The sequence below is a fragment of the Alteraurantiacibacter aestuarii genome, assembly GCF_009827405.1.
Lineage (GTDB): Bacteria > Pseudomonadota > Alphaproteobacteria > Sphingomonadales > Sphingomonadaceae > Alteraurantiacibacter > Alteraurantiacibacter aestuarii.
This window is the reverse complement of sequence record NZ_WTYY01000001.1, coordinates 377,791-393,100: the sequence shown is the minus strand read 5'-3', so window position 1 is coordinate 393,100 and position 15,310 is coordinate 377,791. Positions and strand designations below refer to the sequence as shown.

Annotated in this window: 15 protein-coding genes and 1 pseudogene; 10 read left to right on the top strand and 6 right to left on the bottom strand. The window is 64.1% G+C overall.

Annotation, left to right across the window (positions count from 1 at the left end; all coding sequences use genetic code 11):
- Positions 1 to 13: 13 nt before the first annotated feature.
- Genes GRI32_RS01890 through GRI32_RS01850 form a run of 9 tightly spaced genes read left to right on the top strand, consistent with a single transcriptional unit; the run spans position 14 to position 7,380 of the window.
- Positions 14 to 328 carry an I78 family peptidase inhibitor gene (locus GRI32_RS01890; RefSeq protein ID WP_160589416.1) on the top strand — a complete coding sequence of 105 codons (315 nt, stop codon included), beginning with the start codon at positions 14 to 16 and terminating at the stop codon, positions 326 to 328.
- Positions 321 to 770: a Rid family hydrolase gene (locus GRI32_RS01885; protein WP_337190128.1), complete on the top strand. Its 450-nt coding sequence runs from the start codon at positions 321 to 323 to the stop codon at positions 768 to 770. Before GRI32_RS01890 ends, GRI32_RS01885 begins: the two co-directional genes overlap by 8 nt.
- An 8-nt stretch (positions 771 to 778) precedes the next feature.
- Complete coding sequence (locus tag GRI32_RS01880) at positions 779 to 1,948, top strand: acyl-CoA dehydrogenase family protein (protein WP_160589415.1); 1,170 nt, start codon at positions 779 to 781, stop codon at positions 1,946 to 1,948.
- Complete coding sequence (locus GRI32_RS01875; RefSeq protein WP_160589414.1) at positions 1,945 to 3,000, top strand: enoyl-CoA hydratase/isomerase family protein; 1,056 nt, start codon at positions 1,945 to 1,947, stop codon at positions 2,998 to 3,000. The genes GRI32_RS01880 and GRI32_RS01875 overlap by 4 nt, the downstream gene beginning before the upstream one ends.
- 57 nt (positions 3,001 to 3,057) lie before the next feature.
- Positions 3,058 to 3,984: a sulfate adenylyltransferase subunit CysD gene (gene cysD / locus GRI32_RS01870; RefSeq protein ID WP_337190138.1), complete on the top strand. Its 927-nt coding sequence runs from the start codon at positions 3,058 to 3,060 to the stop codon at positions 3,982 to 3,984.
- Positions 3,984 to 5,930, top strand: coding sequence for a sulfate adenylyltransferase subunit CysN (gene cysN / locus GRI32_RS01865; RefSeq protein WP_160589412.1), 1,947 nt, complete (start codon positions 3,984 to 3,986; stop codon positions 5,928 to 5,930). Before cysD ends, cysN begins: the two co-directional genes overlap by 1 nt.
- Positions 5,931 to 5,941: 11 nt before the next feature.
- Positions 5,942 to 6,232 (top strand): DUF2061 domain-containing protein, encoded by a 291-nt coding sequence (locus GRI32_RS01860; RefSeq protein WP_160589411.1) that lies wholly within the window; start codon positions 5,942 to 5,944, stop codon positions 6,230 to 6,232.
- Positions 6,229 to 6,963 carry a 3'(2'),5'-bisphosphate nucleotidase CysQ gene (locus GRI32_RS01855; RefSeq protein WP_160589410.1) on the top strand — a complete coding sequence of 245 codons (735 nt, stop codon included), beginning with the start codon at positions 6,229 to 6,231 and terminating at the stop codon, positions 6,961 to 6,963. Before GRI32_RS01860 ends, GRI32_RS01855 begins: the two co-directional genes overlap by 4 nt.
- 33 nt (positions 6,964 to 6,996) lie before the next feature.
- Positions 6,997 to 7,380 carry a VOC family protein gene (locus GRI32_RS01850; RefSeq protein ID WP_160589409.1) on the top strand — a complete coding sequence of 128 codons (384 nt, stop codon included), beginning with the start codon at positions 6,997 to 6,999 and terminating at the stop codon, positions 7,378 to 7,380.
- An 18-nt stretch (positions 7,381 to 7,398) separates the two neighbouring features.
- Here GRI32_RS01850 and GRI32_RS01845 read toward each other — a convergent pair whose 3' ends face one another.
- On the bottom strand, positions 7,399 to 8,055 hold the full coding sequence (locus GRI32_RS01845) for an O-methyltransferase (RefSeq protein WP_160589408.1): 657 nt from the start codon (positions 8,053 to 8,055) through the stop codon (positions 7,399 to 7,401).
- A 23-nt stretch (positions 8,056 to 8,078) separates the two neighbouring features.
- Complete coding sequence (locus GRI32_RS01840) at positions 8,079 to 9,401, bottom strand: alkaline phosphatase PhoX (protein WP_160589407.1); 1,323 nt, start codon at positions 9,399 to 9,401, stop codon at positions 8,079 to 8,081.
- Positions 9,402 to 9,547: 146 nt separating this feature from the next.
- On the opposite strand from GRI32_RS01840, the gene GRI32_RS01835 reads away from it, so the two are divergent.
- On the top strand, positions 9,548 to 11,776 hold the full coding sequence (locus GRI32_RS01835; RefSeq protein WP_160589406.1) for a beta-glucosidase family protein: 2,229 nt from the start codon (positions 9,548 to 9,550) through the stop codon (positions 11,774 to 11,776).
- A gap of 7 nt (positions 11,777 to 11,783) precedes the next feature.
- On the opposite strand, the pseudogene ligD reads toward GRI32_RS01835, so the two are convergent.
- From ligD to GRI32_RS01815, 4 genes and pseudogenes are all read right to left on the bottom strand, one after another.
- Positions 11,784 to 12,641: pseudogene (gene ligD, locus GRI32_RS01830) on the bottom strand (non-homologous end-joining DNA ligase); the annotation flags it as partial.
- A 79-nt stretch (positions 12,642 to 12,720) separates the two neighbouring features.
- Positions 12,721 to 12,846, bottom strand: coding sequence for a DUF2474 domain-containing protein (locus GRI32_RS01825; protein ID WP_160589404.1), 126 nt, complete (start codon positions 12,844 to 12,846; stop codon positions 12,721 to 12,723).
- Positions 12,846 to 13,847: a cytochrome d ubiquinol oxidase subunit II gene (gene cydB, locus GRI32_RS01820; protein ID WP_160589403.1), complete on the bottom strand. Its 1,002-nt coding sequence runs from the start codon at positions 13,845 to 13,847 to the stop codon at positions 12,846 to 12,848. The genes GRI32_RS01825 and cydB overlap by 1 nt, the downstream gene beginning before the upstream one ends.
- Positions 13,844 to 15,289 carry a cytochrome ubiquinol oxidase subunit I gene (locus tag GRI32_RS01815; protein ID WP_160589402.1) on the bottom strand — a complete coding sequence of 482 codons (1,446 nt, stop codon included), beginning with the start codon at positions 15,287 to 15,289 and terminating at the stop codon, positions 13,844 to 13,846. The genes cydB and GRI32_RS01815 overlap by 4 nt, the downstream gene beginning before the upstream one ends.
- Between the last annotated feature and the right edge of the window lie 21 nt (positions 15,290 to 15,310).

The following is a 15,310-nucleotide window of genomic DNA, read 5'->3' as shown; positions in this document are numbered from 1 at the left end:
TAGGATGCTCGCCATGACACGATTGATCCTGCCGCTCATCGCCCCTGTTGCCGCACTGGCGCTGTTGCCGGCCTGCTCCACCGTCTCCGCGCAGGAGGAGGAATACCCCGCCCGCGAACCGCAAGGGCAATGCGATGCAGCCGGCGTGCAGGACCTGATTGGCCAGAGGGCGACGCAGGAACTGGGCGCGACCTTGCTCACCCAGACCGGCGCGCGCGTGCTGCGCTGGGTTCCGCCCGGCACCGCGGTGACGATGGATTACCGCCCCGACCGGCTGACCGTTTCCTATGACGCGACCATGATGATTGAGAGGATCTCCTGTGGCTGAAGCAAGCAATAATGGGCCTAACGCCAATAGTCCTAACGCCAATGGTCCGAATGATGGCCGCCAGCGCATCCCGCCGCTCTCGCCGTTTGAGGAAACGGCCAAGTTCACCCGCGCCATCCGCGTGGACAACCGCATCATCGTTTCGGGCAATATCGGCGTCGAGGCAGATGGCAGTATTTCGGATGATGCCGGACGGCAGGCGGAACGCTGCTTTGAACAGATCATCGACTATATCCAGCAGCTGGGCGGATCATCGGCAGACCTGGTGCGCGTGCGCATGTTCGTGACCGATATCGCCGATGCGCAAATTGTCACCAATGCCTTCACCGCCGCCTGCGGCCATGCGCGGCCAACGGGCACGCTGGTGGCCATATCCGCGCTCGCCGGTCCCGCCTTCAAGGTGGAGATCGAGGCCGAAGCGATCATCGGCGCGGGGCAGTAGCGCGCGGCATGACCGGCCAGTTCCAGCTTACCGAAGACCAGCTCGCCATTCAGGACATGGCGCGGCGCTTTACCGCCGACAACATCACGCCCCACGCCGCTAGGTGGGATGAGGAGCATATCTTCCCGCTCGACGTGATCCGGCAGGCGGCGCAGCTGGGCTTTGGCGCGATCTATGTCAGCCAGGACAATGGCGGGATCGGCCTGGGGCGGCTGGAATCGGCGCTGATCATGGAGGCGATGGCCTATGGCTGCCCGGCCACCAGCGCCTTCATCTCCATCCACAACATGGCCGCATGGATGCTCGACACCTACGGTTCTGACGATCTGAAAGCGCGCTTCCTGCCGCAGATGGTGGGGATGGACCTGTTCGCCTCATACTGCCTGACGGAACCGTCCAGCGGGTCCGATGCGGCGGCGCTGAGGACCACGGCGGTGCGCGAAGGCGATCACTACATCGTCAACGGCACCAAGCAGTTCATATCCGGCGCGGGCGTGAACGACCTGTATTTCACCATGGTGAGGACGGGGGTGCGCACGGGGATGAAAACAGGCGAGGACGGACCGAAAGGCATCTCCTGCCTGCTGATCGAGAAGGACATGGCGGGCGTTTCCTTCGGCGCGCCCGAGCGCAAGACCGGCTGGCACGCCCAGCCCACCGCCAGCGTGATTTTCGACAATGTAAAAGTGCCCGCCGCCAATCTGGTTGGCGCAGAAGGCACAGGCTTCTCCATCGCCATGGCCGGGCTGGATGGCGGGCGGCTGAACATCGGCGCCTGTTCGCTGGGCGGGGCGCAGCGCTGCCTGGACGAAGCCATCGCCTACACCAGGACCCGCCAGCAATTCGGCAAGCCCATTGCCGCCTTCCAGAACACCCAGTTCACGCTGGCCGACATGGCGACCGAACTGGAGGCGGCGCGCGCGCTGCTGTATCTGGCCGCCGCCAAGGTGACGGATGGCTCACCCGACAAGACCCGTTTTGCCGCCATGGCCAAGCGGCTGGCCACCGATACCGGCAGCGCGGTGGCGGACCGCGCGCTGCAATTGCACGGCGGCTATGGCTATCTGATGGATTATCCTGTTGAACGCTTCTGGCGCGATCTGCGCGTGCATTCGATCCTTGAAGGCACCAACCAGATCATGCGGATGATTATTGGACGGGACCTGCTGAAAGAATGACATCGGATATCATGGCCCGGCGCGAAGGGGCCATCGGCCATATATCGCTGAGCCGCGCCAAGGCGCTCAATTCGCTGACTCTGGAGATGTGCGAGGCGATGATCGCGGCGCTGCTGCAATGGCGCGGTGATGCCAGCGTGGCGGCGGTGGTGATCGACCATGCCCCGCACACGCGCGGCTTTTGTGCAGGCGGCGATGTGGCGATGGTGCGCAGTTCCGCGCTGGAGGATGGCGGCAAGGCGGGCCGCGCCTTCTTCATGGCCGAATATCGCCTCAACCACCTGCTGTTCACCTATCCCAGGCCGGTGATCAGCTTCATGGACGGGGTGACGATGGGCGGCGGTGTGGGCATTGCCCTGCCCGCCAGCCTGCGCGTGGCAACGGAAAATACCCTGTTCGCCATGCCCGAAGGGGCCATCGGCCTGTTCCCGGACGTGGGCGCGGGCTGGTATCTGCCGCGCCTGCCCGGCCAGATCGGCAAGTTCATGGCGCTGACCGGCGCAAGGCTGGACGGGGCGGAATGCCTGTGGGCGGGGATCGCCACCCATTACCTCGCCAGCGAGGACGTGGAGGAGGCCAAGGCGCTGATCGCGGCAGAGCCGGCCGCCGCTGCGGAAATACTGACTGACCTGTCCTCCCCATCGCCCCAGCCGCGGCTGGCGGGCAATGCCGAGCCTATCGAACGCCTGTTCGGCCCCGATACGCTGGAAGCCATCATCGCCGCGCTGAAGGCGGACACCTCCAGATGGGCGGGCAAGGAACTGGCCGCGGTCACCAGCAAATGCCCCACCAGCGCCAAGGTGGCGCTGCGGCAATTTGCCAGCGCGCCCGCTGATTTCGCTGGCGAGATGGCGCGCGAATACGCGCTGGCCGCGCGCATGATCATGCGGCATGACTTCATCGATGGCGTGCGCGCGGTGCTGGTGGACAAGGATAACCGCCCGAAATGGAAGCCCGGCCAGGCCGAAGCCGTGAGCGAGGAGATGCTGGATGCGATCTTTGCCCCGCTGCCGCCGGGGGAGGAATGGACCCCGCTTGCACTCGCAGATTGAAGGCTTGAAAGAAATTCTCGCCATCGCCAGCACTTGCGATGCGCCCGCACCACCGCCATTGCGCTTGGTGCAATGAAAAGCCTTACCCATCTCCAGCGGCTCGAAGCCGAAAGCATCCACATCATGCGTGAAGTGGCGGCAGAGGCGACCAAGCCGGTCATGCTCTATTCCATCGGCAAGGACAGTGCAGTGATGCTGCATCTGGCCAAGAAGGCGTTCTATCCCTCGCCCCCGCCCTTTCCGCTGATGCATGTCGACACCACGTGGAAGTTCAAGGACATGTATGCCCTGCGCGAAAAGAGCGCGGCGGATGCGGGAATGGAACTGATCGTCCATCAGAACCCCGAAGCGACCGAGCGCGGGATCAACCCGTTCGATCACGGTCCGCTGCACACCGATATGTGGAAGACAGAGGGGCTGAAGCAGGCGCTCAACCTGCACGGCTTCGATGCTGCCTTTGGCGGCGCGCGCCGCGATGAGGAAAAGAGCCGCGCGAAGGAGCGCATCTTCTCCTTCCGCACCGCCAGCCACGGCTGGGACCCGAAGAACCAGCGGCCCGAGCTGTGGAACCTGTACAACACGCGCAAGGCCAAGGGGGAGAGCATCCGCGTCTTCCCGCTGTCCAACTGGACCGAGCTGGACATCTGGCAATACATCATGGCCGAGAATATCGAGATCGTGCCGCTGTATTTTGCCGCGCAGCGCCCCACTTATGTGCACGACGGCGGCCTGTTCATGGCCGACGATCCGGAGCGGCTGGAAAAGGTCATGGGCAAATTGCCCGAAATCACCAATCGCTCGGTGCGCTTCCGCACGCTTGGCTGCTTCCCGCTGACCGGCGCGGTTGAAAGCACCGCCGCCACGCTGGCCGAAGTGGTGCAGGAAATGCTGCTGACCACTACCAGCGAACGCGAAGGACGGGTGATCGACAAGGATGGCGGTGACGCTTCGATGGAGAAGAAGAAGCAGGAGGGCTATTTCTGATGGCTGACCTTCCCGGTTCCGATCCCGTCTATCAGACCGATGCGCTGATCGCAGAGGATATCGAGGCCTATCTGGAAACGCACCAGAACAAGGGCCTGCTGCGGTTCATCACCTGCGGCAGCGTGGACGATGGCAAGAGCACGCTGATCGGGCGGCTGCTGTACGATTCCAAGATGATCTTCGAAGACCAGCTGGCCGCACTGGAAGCGGACAGCAAGCGCGTGGGCACGCAGGGGCAGGAGATCGATTTCGCCCTGCTGGTGGATGGCCTGGCGGCCGAGCGCGAACAGGGCATCACCATCGATGTCGCCTATCGCTTCTTCAGCACCGAAAAGCGCAAGTTCATCGTCGCCGATACGCCGGGGCATGAACAATATACCCGCAACATGGTGACCGGGGCCTCCACCGCCGATCTGGCGGTGATCCTGATCGATGCGCGCAAGGGCGTGCTGGTGCAGACCAAGCGCCACAGCTTCCTCGCCAATCTGGTGGGCATCAAGCATATCGTGCTGGCGGTGAACAAGATGGACTTGGTCGATTACGATCAGTCCACCTTCGATCGGATCGTGGCCGATTACCGCGATTTCGCCAGGGAAATCGGCATTGCCGAGTTCACCCCCATCCCGATTTCGGGCTTCAAGGGGGACAACATCACCGCCGCACCATCGGCCAACACGCCGTGGTATTCAGGCCCCAGCCTGATCGACCATCTGGAAAGCGTGGAGATCGCCAACACCGCGGCGCAGGCACGCCCGTTCCGCATGCCGGTGCAATGGGTCAACCGCCCCAACCTGGACTTCCGCGGCTTTTCCGGCCTGATCGCATCGGGCGCCGTAAAGCCGGGTGACGAAGTGCGGATCGTCCCTTCGGGCAAGACCAGCACGGTCAAGTCCATCATCACCATGCCGAAGCCGGGCAGCAAGGACAGCGGCGAAATGGCCGAGGCCGTGGCCGGCGAATCGGTCACCATCTGCCTGACGGACGAAGTCGATTGCTCACGCGGCAGCGTGATCGCGGCGGCGGGCGATCCTCCCGAAAGCGCCGACCAGTTCGAAGCCAATCTGGTGTGGATGAGCGAGGAGGACCTGATCCCCGGTCGCGGGTACTGGCTCAAGCTGGCATCGCAGCAGGTCAGCGCCACAATCCAGCAGCCCAAGTTCGAAATCGATATCAACTCGATGGAGCATCTGGCAGCCAAGACGCTGAAGCTGAACTCCATCGGCGTGGTGGAAGTCACCACCGACAAGCCGATCACCTTCGAAGCCTATGAAACCAGCCGCGCGCTGGGCGGCTTCATCCTGATCGACAAGATCACCAATGCCACCGTGGGTGCAGGCACGATCAATTTCAGCCTGCGCCGGGCGCAGAACGTGCACTGGCAATCGGTCGACATCACGCGTGACCAGCATGCGGCGATGAAGAACCAGCGGCCCGCCGTGCTGTGGTTCACCGGCCTGTCGGGATCGGGCAAATCGACCATCGCCAATCTGGTGGAGAAGAAGCTGTTCCGGATGAACCGGCACACTTTCCTGCTGGACGGGGACAATGTCCGCCACGGGCTGAACAAGGATCTGGGCTTTACCGAGAGCGACCGGATCGAGAATATCCGCCGCGTGGGCGAAGTGGCGCGGCTGATGGCCGATGCTGGGCTGATCGTGATCACCGCCTTCATCAGCCCGTTCCGCGCCGAGCGGCAGATGGTGCGCGACATGCTTCCGGGCGGCGAATTCATCGAGGTCTTCGTCGATACGCCGCTGGCCGTGGCCGAGGCGCGCGACGTGAAGGGCCTGTACAAGAAGGCGCGCGCAGGGCAGCTTAAGAACTTCACCGGGATCGACAGTCCCTATGAGGAACCGGAGAGCCCCGAAATCCGTATCGATACGACTGCCATGACCCCCGAAGAGGCCGCAGACCTGGTGATCGACCAGCTGCTCGGCTCGGGTTAGGCGCGGCAGCCATGTTCTTGTTCTCGGGCCGCGAAAAGCACAGCCGGTCACTGGTGAAAGCCATCAGCTGGCGCGTTCTGGGATCGATAGACACGTTCCTGCTCAGCTGGTTCTTCACCGGCAGCCCCAAGGCGGCAGGTGCCATCGCCACCACCGAAGTGCTGACCAAGATGATCCTCTATTACGTGCATGAACGCGCCTGGAGCTCGGTCGGCTGGGGATTTGCGAGTGAGGAAGAGGCGCTGGACGCCGGGCAGGTAAAGCCGACCATAGCCGAAGTGATCGAAGAAGGCGGACAATGACAGACGCACAACTCGCTGCCCATCTGGCCCAGGTGGCCGGACGCATTCTCTTGCAGGTGCGCGACAGCGGCATGTTCGAAGGCAAGGCGCTGGGCAAGGCGGGCGACCAGACCGCCAACCAGTTCCTGGTCCACGCCCTGCGCCAGCAGCGCCCCGATGACGGCCTGCTGTCAGAGGAAAGCAAGGATACCGCAGAGCGGCTGGGCAAGTCGCGCGTGTGGATTGTCGATCCGGTGGACGGCACGCGCGAATATGGCGAGGCGCGGTCTGACTGGGCGGTGCATGTGGGCCTGGCGATAGACGGCCTGGCCACTATCGGCGCAGTCGCCCTCCCCGGCCTTGATGACGGGATCGTCCTGCGCACGGACCAGACAAGCCCCCTGCCCCCTGCCGCCGCCACACCGCGGCTGGTGGTCAGCCGCACAAGGCCCGCCGCAGAAGCCGTGGCCGTGGCCGAGGCACTGGGTGGAGAGCTGGTTGCCATGGGCAGCGCCGGTGCCAAGGCGATGGCGGTGGTGCGCGGAGAGGCGGAAATCTACCTCCATTCCGGCGGGCAGTATGAATGGGACAGCTGCGCACCGGTGGCCGTGGCGCGCGCGCATGGCCTGCATTGCAGCCGGATCGATGGCAGCCCGATGGTCTATAACCAGCCGGATACGTGGATGCCCGACCTGCTGATCTGCCGCCCCGAATGGGCCGAAAAAGTGCTCGATCTGGTGGCGAAAATCTGACCGCATCGCAGGCGAAGGGGGGATTTTCCGGACATGACGATAGACCGCCGCCCGGTTTCCTTCATCGCCACGGCAAAGGCAGAACAGGCGCTGGCCTTCTACCGCGATGTCATCGGCCTGTCGCTGGTGGCCGAAACGCCCTTTGCCATCATCTTCAACGATTGCGGCCACCAGTTGCGCATCCAGAAGGTGCCGCGAATGGTGCCGGTGCCCTACACATCGTTCGGCTGGTTCGTGACCGATATCTATGCCGAGATCGAACGGCTGCGCGATTACGACGTGGAATTCGAGGAATTCGACATGGTCGAACAGGACGCAGCAATGGTGTGGACCGTTCCCGATGGCGCCAAGGTCGCCTGGTTCCGCGATCCTGACGGCAATTTGCTGTCGCTGACGCAGGAACCGCCGATCGGCTAGGTCATGCAAGGGTGGCGCTTACAGCATGTCGCTGTCCGGGCTCCATTTCACCGTCAGTTCCACGCCGCTTCCCATCATCAGCAGGCTGGTCTGCAGGTCGGGCTTGGCGGCAATCGCCTGGCGCAGCGCCCGCGTCGCCTCGCGCGCGCCTTCGGGATAGATCATGTTGTCGGACACCAGCACGCCGCCTTCGGGCAGGCGCGGATAGACCGCTTCGAAACAGGCGACGTACAGGTTCTTCCAGATGTCGAGCAGGACGACATCGAACTGCTCGTCAGACTGCTCGACCAGAGCCACCGCATCGCCGCAGCGAAATTCCACATATTCGGCAAGGCCTGCCTGTTCCAGCATGGCGCGGGCGTGGTCCTGCTTGTGCGCCTCGCTATCGATGGAGATCACCCGGCCCCCGCACTGGCGCGCGGCATCGGCCAGGAACAGGGTGGAAAAGCCATAGGATGTGCCCAGCTCCAGGATCGTCCTGGCCTCACGCCCGATTGCCAGCGCACGCAGGAAATTCCCCACCTCCGCACCCACGGGCAGCAGGAATTCGTCCCGCCGATCACCAAAGCTCGCGCGCGGCAGGTCGCTGGTCAGATCGCGTTCCTGCTGGAGCCGCGCCTGATATTGCTCGAACACCGCCTGAGCGGCGGGATTGGTGAATTGGGGATCGGTCATGTGTATATTGCCTGTCTGTCAGTTCAGCTGAGCCATTTCCACGGGCCGGTGATCGCCAGCGTGCGCGTGGGGGAATAGGCGTTGACGAAAAGTGTGCGGCCATCGGGCGAGAAGCAGGCGCCCGCCGGTTCTGTCTGCACCCGCAGGCGGGCAAAGGCATAGGCCTCGCCGTCCGGCGTCACGCCGCGCAGATGGTTGTCGACAATGGCGGTATATTGATCCTCGCACACGATCAGGTGGCCATCGGGAGCAATAGTGATGTTGTCGCCAAAGCTGAACACGTCGCTGTCCGTACTCTCGTAAAACAGCTCCAGCGTATCGATGCCGTGCATGGTCGGGCGCATGCGGAATATCTGCCCCTGGCGGGCCGTGCCGCCGCTGGTGCAGGTGAAGAAGAACTCCCCCTCGCCCATCCACATGCCTTCGCCGCGCGCGAAAAGGGCCGCGCCCATGGCGTGTGCGCGCGTGCGCAGATCGTCTTCGGGCGATTCCACATCGTCCAGCGTGATCCACCGGCCACCGGCTGTCTGGCCCGGCTGCATGTGCGCACCGTCCCAGTTGCGGGTGTCGGCGATGCCTTCCACCACCAGCGCCTGCAACGTACCGCCTTCAGCCAGCCGTCCCGGAAAGCGCGGGATGAAGCGATAGAGCACGCTGTCGTCGCGGTCCTCTGTCATATAGATGATGCCGCTGGCCGGATCGACGCAGGCAGCCTCATGGTTGAAGCGGCCCATCGCGGTGAGCGGAACCGGCTGCACCTGCCGCCCGGCATCGGCCGGCACTTCGAACACCCAGCCATGATCGCGGTTGATGCTGCCGTCGGCCTTCGAGGTGTTCTCCTCACAGCTGAGCCAGCTGCCCCACGGAGTGACGCCGCCCGCGCAATTGCGGATCGTTCCGGCGAGCGAGCGATATTGCTGCTGCACTTCCAGCGTGGCCGCATCCATCACGATGGTGGTGGTGCCGCCCGGCAGCGGGATCAGGCTGCGCGCCACGGTATCGAAGGCGGGGCCGGTGGCGCCGCCCGCATCGTTCTGCGGCTGCAATTCATGGTTGCGGACCAGCGCGATCTGGCCGTTGCCAAGGTCGAAACAGCCCATGCCATCGGCGCGGTCGGGCACGGTGCCGCCATCGTCCATCGCATCGCCCAGCGCGGAAACCACGCGGTAGGAAAAGCCGCGCGGCAGGTCCAGCAGGCCAGCGGGATCGGCGATCAGCCCGCCATAACTGTCTGCCGGGGCCAGCGCGGTGAGCGCGCCACCAGACCTGCCGGCGCAGCCTGCGGCGGCCAGTGCAGCAAAGGCGCTGCCGGTAACACGGAGGAATTGGCGGCGATCGGCGGACATAGCAGTTTCCCGGCTGGACATGTTGGGGCGGACGTTACCCTCCCTGCACGTCTTGGACCACACACTTTACGGCAAAATGTCATCCGCGCTGTTGATGACACCGCAGGCAAGCTGTGCTGATATGCCAGCCGGGAAGTGAGGATTTGATGATCGAGACGCGCATACTTCGTTCGCTCGGGCTGGCGCTGGGCACGTCGGCTCTGGCGCTGGCCGCACCGCTGGCCCCACCGTTGATGGCGCAGGACGCAGCCAGCCTGCCGATCATCATGGCAGCCGACACCAGCGGCACGCCGGACGAGCGCGCCGCCACCATGCTGGCGCAGATGACCCATGCGGAAAAGCTGGCCATGCTGATGGGCTATTTCGGAGAGGATTTTGGACCCGCGCGCTTTACTGCGGACCCCAATGCGCGCGATGGCTCTGCCGGATATGTTCCGGGGATCGAGAGGCTGGGCATTCCCGCACAGTGGCAGGCCGATGCCGGGCTGGGTGTCGCCACGCAGGGCGGCGCGCCGGTCAAGCGAGCGCGAACCGCCCTGCCATCGGGGCTGGCAACCGCCGCCACATGGGACCGCGACATCGCCTTTGCCGGCGGCGCGATGATCGGGCGGGAGGCGCGCGCCGATGGTTTCAACGTGCTGCTGGGCGGCAGCGTCAACCTGATGCGAGAGCCGCGCAATGGCCGCAATTTCGAATATGCGGGTGAGGACCCGCTGCTGGCCGGAACAATTGTGGGCGCACAGATTGCCGGTGTGCAATCGAACCGGATCATCTCCACCTCCAAGCATTTTGCCGTCAACGATCAGGAAACCGATCGCGGCAATGGCAATTCGGTGCTTGAAGAGGGCGCCATGCGGATGAGCGACCTGCTCGCCTTCCAGATCGCCCATGAGATCGGCCAGCCGGGATCGGTGATGTGCGCCTATAACCGCATCAACGGACCGCACGCCTGCGAACATCCCTTCCTGCTCACGCAGGTTCTGCGCGGTGAATGGAACTGGCCCGGATATGTCCTGTCGGACTGGGGCGCGGTGCATTCCACCGCGGCTTCCGCCAATGCCGGGCTGGATCAGGAATCTGGACTGGGCCTGCAACGCGCCGGCTGGTTCGCCGCCGACAAGTTGAAGGCCGCGCTGGATGCAGGCGAGATCGACATGACGCGGATAGACCTGATGGTCAGCCGTATCCTGCGCACCATGTTCGCCCACGGCCTGATCGACGATCCGGTGAGCGAGGGCAATTTCATCGATTTCGGCACCAATCGCGCAGTCAGCCAGTCCGATGCCGAAAGCGGGATCGTGCTGCTGAAGAATGACGGCAACATCCTGCCGCTGGCCGCCAGCGCGCAACGCATTGCGGTGATCGGCGGCCATGCCGATGCGGGCGTGCTGTCTGGCGGCGGGTCGAGCCAGGTCTATCCCGATGGCGAAAATGCCGTACCGGGGCTGGAGCCGACCGGCTGGCCGGGTCCGGTGGTCTATTACCCGTCCAGCCCGTTGGAGGAACTGCGCACCCTGCTGCCCCAGGCGCGCATCACCTATCACGACGGGCGCGATCACGAGGCGGCGGCGGCGGTCGCCAATCAGGCCGATGTGGTGATTGTTTTCGGTACCCAATGGGCCAGCGAAAGCATCGACGTGCCGCTGTATATCGAGGACGACACGCTGATCGAATCGGTGGCGCTGAACAATCGCAACACCATCGTGGTGCTGCAAACCGGCGGACCGGTGCTGATGCCGTGGGCCGACAATGTCGCCGCAATCGTGGAGGCCTGGTATCCCGGCCGCATGGGCGGCGCAGCGATTGCCAATATCCTGACCGGCGCGGTCAATCCGTCCGGCCACCTGCCCGCCACCTTCCCGCGCTCGCTTGACCAGTTGCCCCATCCAGACGCGCCCCACGCAGGCGACGTGGTCTATTCCGAAGGTGCGGCAGTGGGCTATAAATGGTTCGACCGTGAAGGGCTGGAGCCGCTGTTCCCCTTCGGTCACGGCCTTTCCTATACTGATTTCGAATACGGCAACCTCACCGTCACCCGCGCAGGCGAGGGACTGGTGGCGACATTCTCCATCACCAATTCAGGCGACGTGGCCGGGGCCGATGCGGCGCAGGTCTATGTCTCCGGGGATGGCTGGGAAGCGCCGCAAAGGCTGGGCGGATATGCCAAGATCAGGCTCGATCCGGGAGAGACGCAGCTGGTCAGCGTGGCGGTCGATCCGCGCCTGCTGGCGATGTGGGACAATGCCAATCCGGGCTGGAGCCGCGCGGCGGGCACGTACCGGGTTTCGGTGGGTGAGAGTTCGCGCGATATCGCAGCAAGCACACAGATCGCCCTGCCCGCCAGCCACCTGTCCCCGCAATGGCGCCCGAATTAGGCCCCAACTAGAGGGTGATGGCAGGCATTTGCTGGTCGGCCACGCCCCAGCCGGACAGCGCCCCGCCCTGCGCGCGGAGGAGCAATTGCGCGGCATCGCCAATCGCAAAAACCTGCGGTCCGGCAATGTCGGCCAGTTCCTCCCACGTCACCGGAGCCGCTACCGGAGCGCCGGCGCGCGCGCGGGCTGAATAGGGCGCGACTGCGGTATTGCCGCGCTGGTTGCGCAGGTAATCGATGAAGATGCGCCCCTGTCGGCCCGCCTTGCTGATGCTGGCGGTAAAGCGGTCCGGTTCCTGCGCACTCATGCCTGTGGCCAGATCCCTGGCGAATTGCCGGTGCCGGTCCCACGAATGGCCCGCACGCAGCGGCACCACCACATGCAGGCCCTTGCCGCCTGTCAGCATGGCAAAGCTGGCAAGGCTGCAGGACAACAGCCTTTCGCGAATGGCGAATGCGGCCTGCCGGACCTGCGCAAAGCCGATTCCCTCACCCGGATCGAGGTCGAAAACCAGCCTGTCGGGGGCCTCCAGATCGGCGCAGGTGCTGGGCCAGGGATGGAACTCGATCGTGCCCATCTGCACGCAGGCGAGCAGGCCCGCCGCATCCGGGACATAGAGGTAATCCTGCGTCTTGCCGCTCTTTTCCGTGATCGCGATGGTGTGCACATGCGGACCGAAACCGCCGCTGTCATGCTTCTGGTAGAAGCACTTCTTTGCCCGTCCCTGCGGACAGCGCACCAGGCTGATCGGGCGCAGGGCAACAAACGGCAGCATCAACGGGGCGATGGCCGCATAATAATCGGCCAGATCACCTTTGGTCTGCCCGCTATCGGGAAAAATCACCCGGTCGCGGCTAGTAATTCGCGGCTCCGCATCGGTCATGCGCGGATGATGCCACGCCGCGCGGCCTTGCGATAGGCGCGACCTGCCGTCAGGCGTGTGCTCAGGCGATCCAGCTGCGCAGGATGAAGGCCACCACGCCCAGCGCGGCCACGCTCACACCCCAGATCGCCGCCATCCACGCGAGGCGCTTCCACAAGGGTGACTGATCGGCGGGCGAAGGCTCCATCAGTGGTATCCGTCCTTGCCCACCTTGCCGCGAAACACCCAGTATGCCCATGCGGTATAGCCAATGATCAGCGGCATGGTGATGGCCACACCCACCAGCATGAAGACCTGGCTGCGATAGGGGGCGGCGGCATCCCAGATGGTGACATCGGGCGGGACGACATTGGGCCAGATCGTGACCCCCAGCCCCAGCATGCCGAGGAAGAACAGGCCGAGCGACAGCCAGAAAGGCGCGCTTTCCGCCTTGCCCTTCAGCGAACGCCACAGGAAGATCGCCACGATGGCGGTCAGGATCGGCACCGGCGCTGCCCAGTAGACTTCGGGTGCCGTCAGCCAGCGCTCCGCATATTCGGGCCGCAGCGCCAGATTATACAGGCTGACCGCGCCCATCAGCCCTGCGGTGGCAAGGCCGGCGCGCAGGGCCAGCCGCCGGGCCTTTTCCTGCAAATCGTCTTCCAGCCGCCACACCAGCCAGCACGCGCCGAGCAGCGCATAGCCAGCCACCGTGCCCAGCCCGGTCAGCAATGTGTAGGGGGTGAGCCAGTCAAACCAGCTGCCGGCATAGGCGCGGCCTTCCACGGTAATACCTTGCAGCAGCGCGCCCAGCACCATGCCCTGAGACAGGGCGGCGAGCAGCGATCCGCCCATGAAGGCCATGTCCCAGAACGGCCGGTGCGCCTCGTCACGCCAGCGATATTCAAACGCCACGCCGCGAAACACCAGGCCCAGCAGCATGGCGATGATCAGTGGATAGGTGGCGGGCAAGATGATCGCATAGGCCAGCGGAAAGGCTGCGAAAAGTCCGCCGCCGCCCAGCACCAGCCAGGTCTCGTTCCCGTCCCAGAAGGGCGCGATGCTGTTCATCGCCCGGTTACGGCCTTCGCCCGGCTGGAAGGCGGGGAACAATATGCCGATGCCAAGGTCGAACCCGTCCATCACCACATAGGCAAAAATGCCAAAAGCGATGATGAAGGCCCAGATGGTGGTCAGATCGATGCTCATCGGGCATCTCCCTCGTCGGCTGGCAGCACTTGCGACTGGCCCGGGTTCTGCGTTGGTCCCGGGGTGATACCGGCGGTGCGGATCGGCCCCTTGTCGCCGCGTTTGACACCCGTCTCATGCGCCTTGGGCGCAGCGCTCATCAGCCGCAGCAAATACCATGTGCCGACGGAGAAGACCGCGAAATAGACGACGACAAAGGCCAGCAGCGATGCGGCAATGGCGGGCGCTGCCAGCGGACTGGCGGCATCCGCCGTACGCAGCAGGCCATAGATCACATAAGGCTGGCGGCCCACTTCGGTGGTCGCCCAGCCGGCAATCACGGCAACGAAGCCGGACGGGCCCATCACCAGCGCGGCGCGGTGCAGCCAGCTCCAGTCATACAGCTTGCCGCGCATGCGGGCGAGCAGGCTCCACACCCCGATGCCCAGCATGGCCACACCGATCGCGACCATGATGCGGAAAGCCCAGAAGACGATGAACACGGGCGGCTGCTCGTCATCGGGAATAGTGTCCAGCCCGGCCAGCGGCGCATTCAGATCATGCTTGAGGATCAGGCTGGAAAGCTTGGGAATGCCCAGCGCCCAGTCCAGCCGCTGCTCCTCGTCATTGGGAATACCGAAGACGTAGAAGGGCGCACCGTCCGGGTGGCTGTCATAATGGCCTTCCATCGCCATCACCTTTTGCGGCTGGTGCTCCATCGTGTTGAGGCCGTGCATGTCGCCCACGAAAATCTGCACCGGGGCCACCAGCGCGGCCATCCACATCGCCATGGAGAACATGGTGCGCGCGTGCTGGCTGGTGCGATCTTTCAGCAGGTGGAACGCGCCCACCGCGCCGACAACGAAAGCGGTGGTGAGATATGCGGCGGTGACCGTGTGCACCAGCCGATAGAGAAAGCTGGGGTTGAAGATGATCGCCCACCAGCTCGGCCCCGGCAGGTACTGGCCATTGGCGGCCAGCTCAAAACCGGTCGGCGTCTGCATCCAGCTGTTGACCGAGAGGATCCAGAAGGCGGAGACGAATGTGCCCGCCGCCACCATCAGCGTGGCAAAGAAGTGCAGCTTCCTGCCCACCTTATCCATGCCGAACAGCATCACGCCCAGAAAGCCGGCCTCCAGGAAAAAGGCGGTCAGCACCTCGTAAGCCATCAGCGGCCCTATCACCGGCCCCGCCACGTCCGAGAAGACCGACCAGTTGGTGCCGAACTGGTACGACATCACGATGCCCGAGACGACGCCCATGGCAAAGGCGATGGCGAAGATCTTCAGCCAGTATTTGAACAGGTCGAGATAGACCGGTTTGCCGGTCTTCAGCCACAGGCCTTCCAGCACGGCAAGATAGCTTGCCACACCGATCGAAAAGGCCGGGAAGATGAAGTGGAAGCTGATCGTAAAGGCGAACTGGATACGCGCCAGTATCAGCGCATCAACGGACTCGATCATGAGTGATCCTCTTCGAGTGTA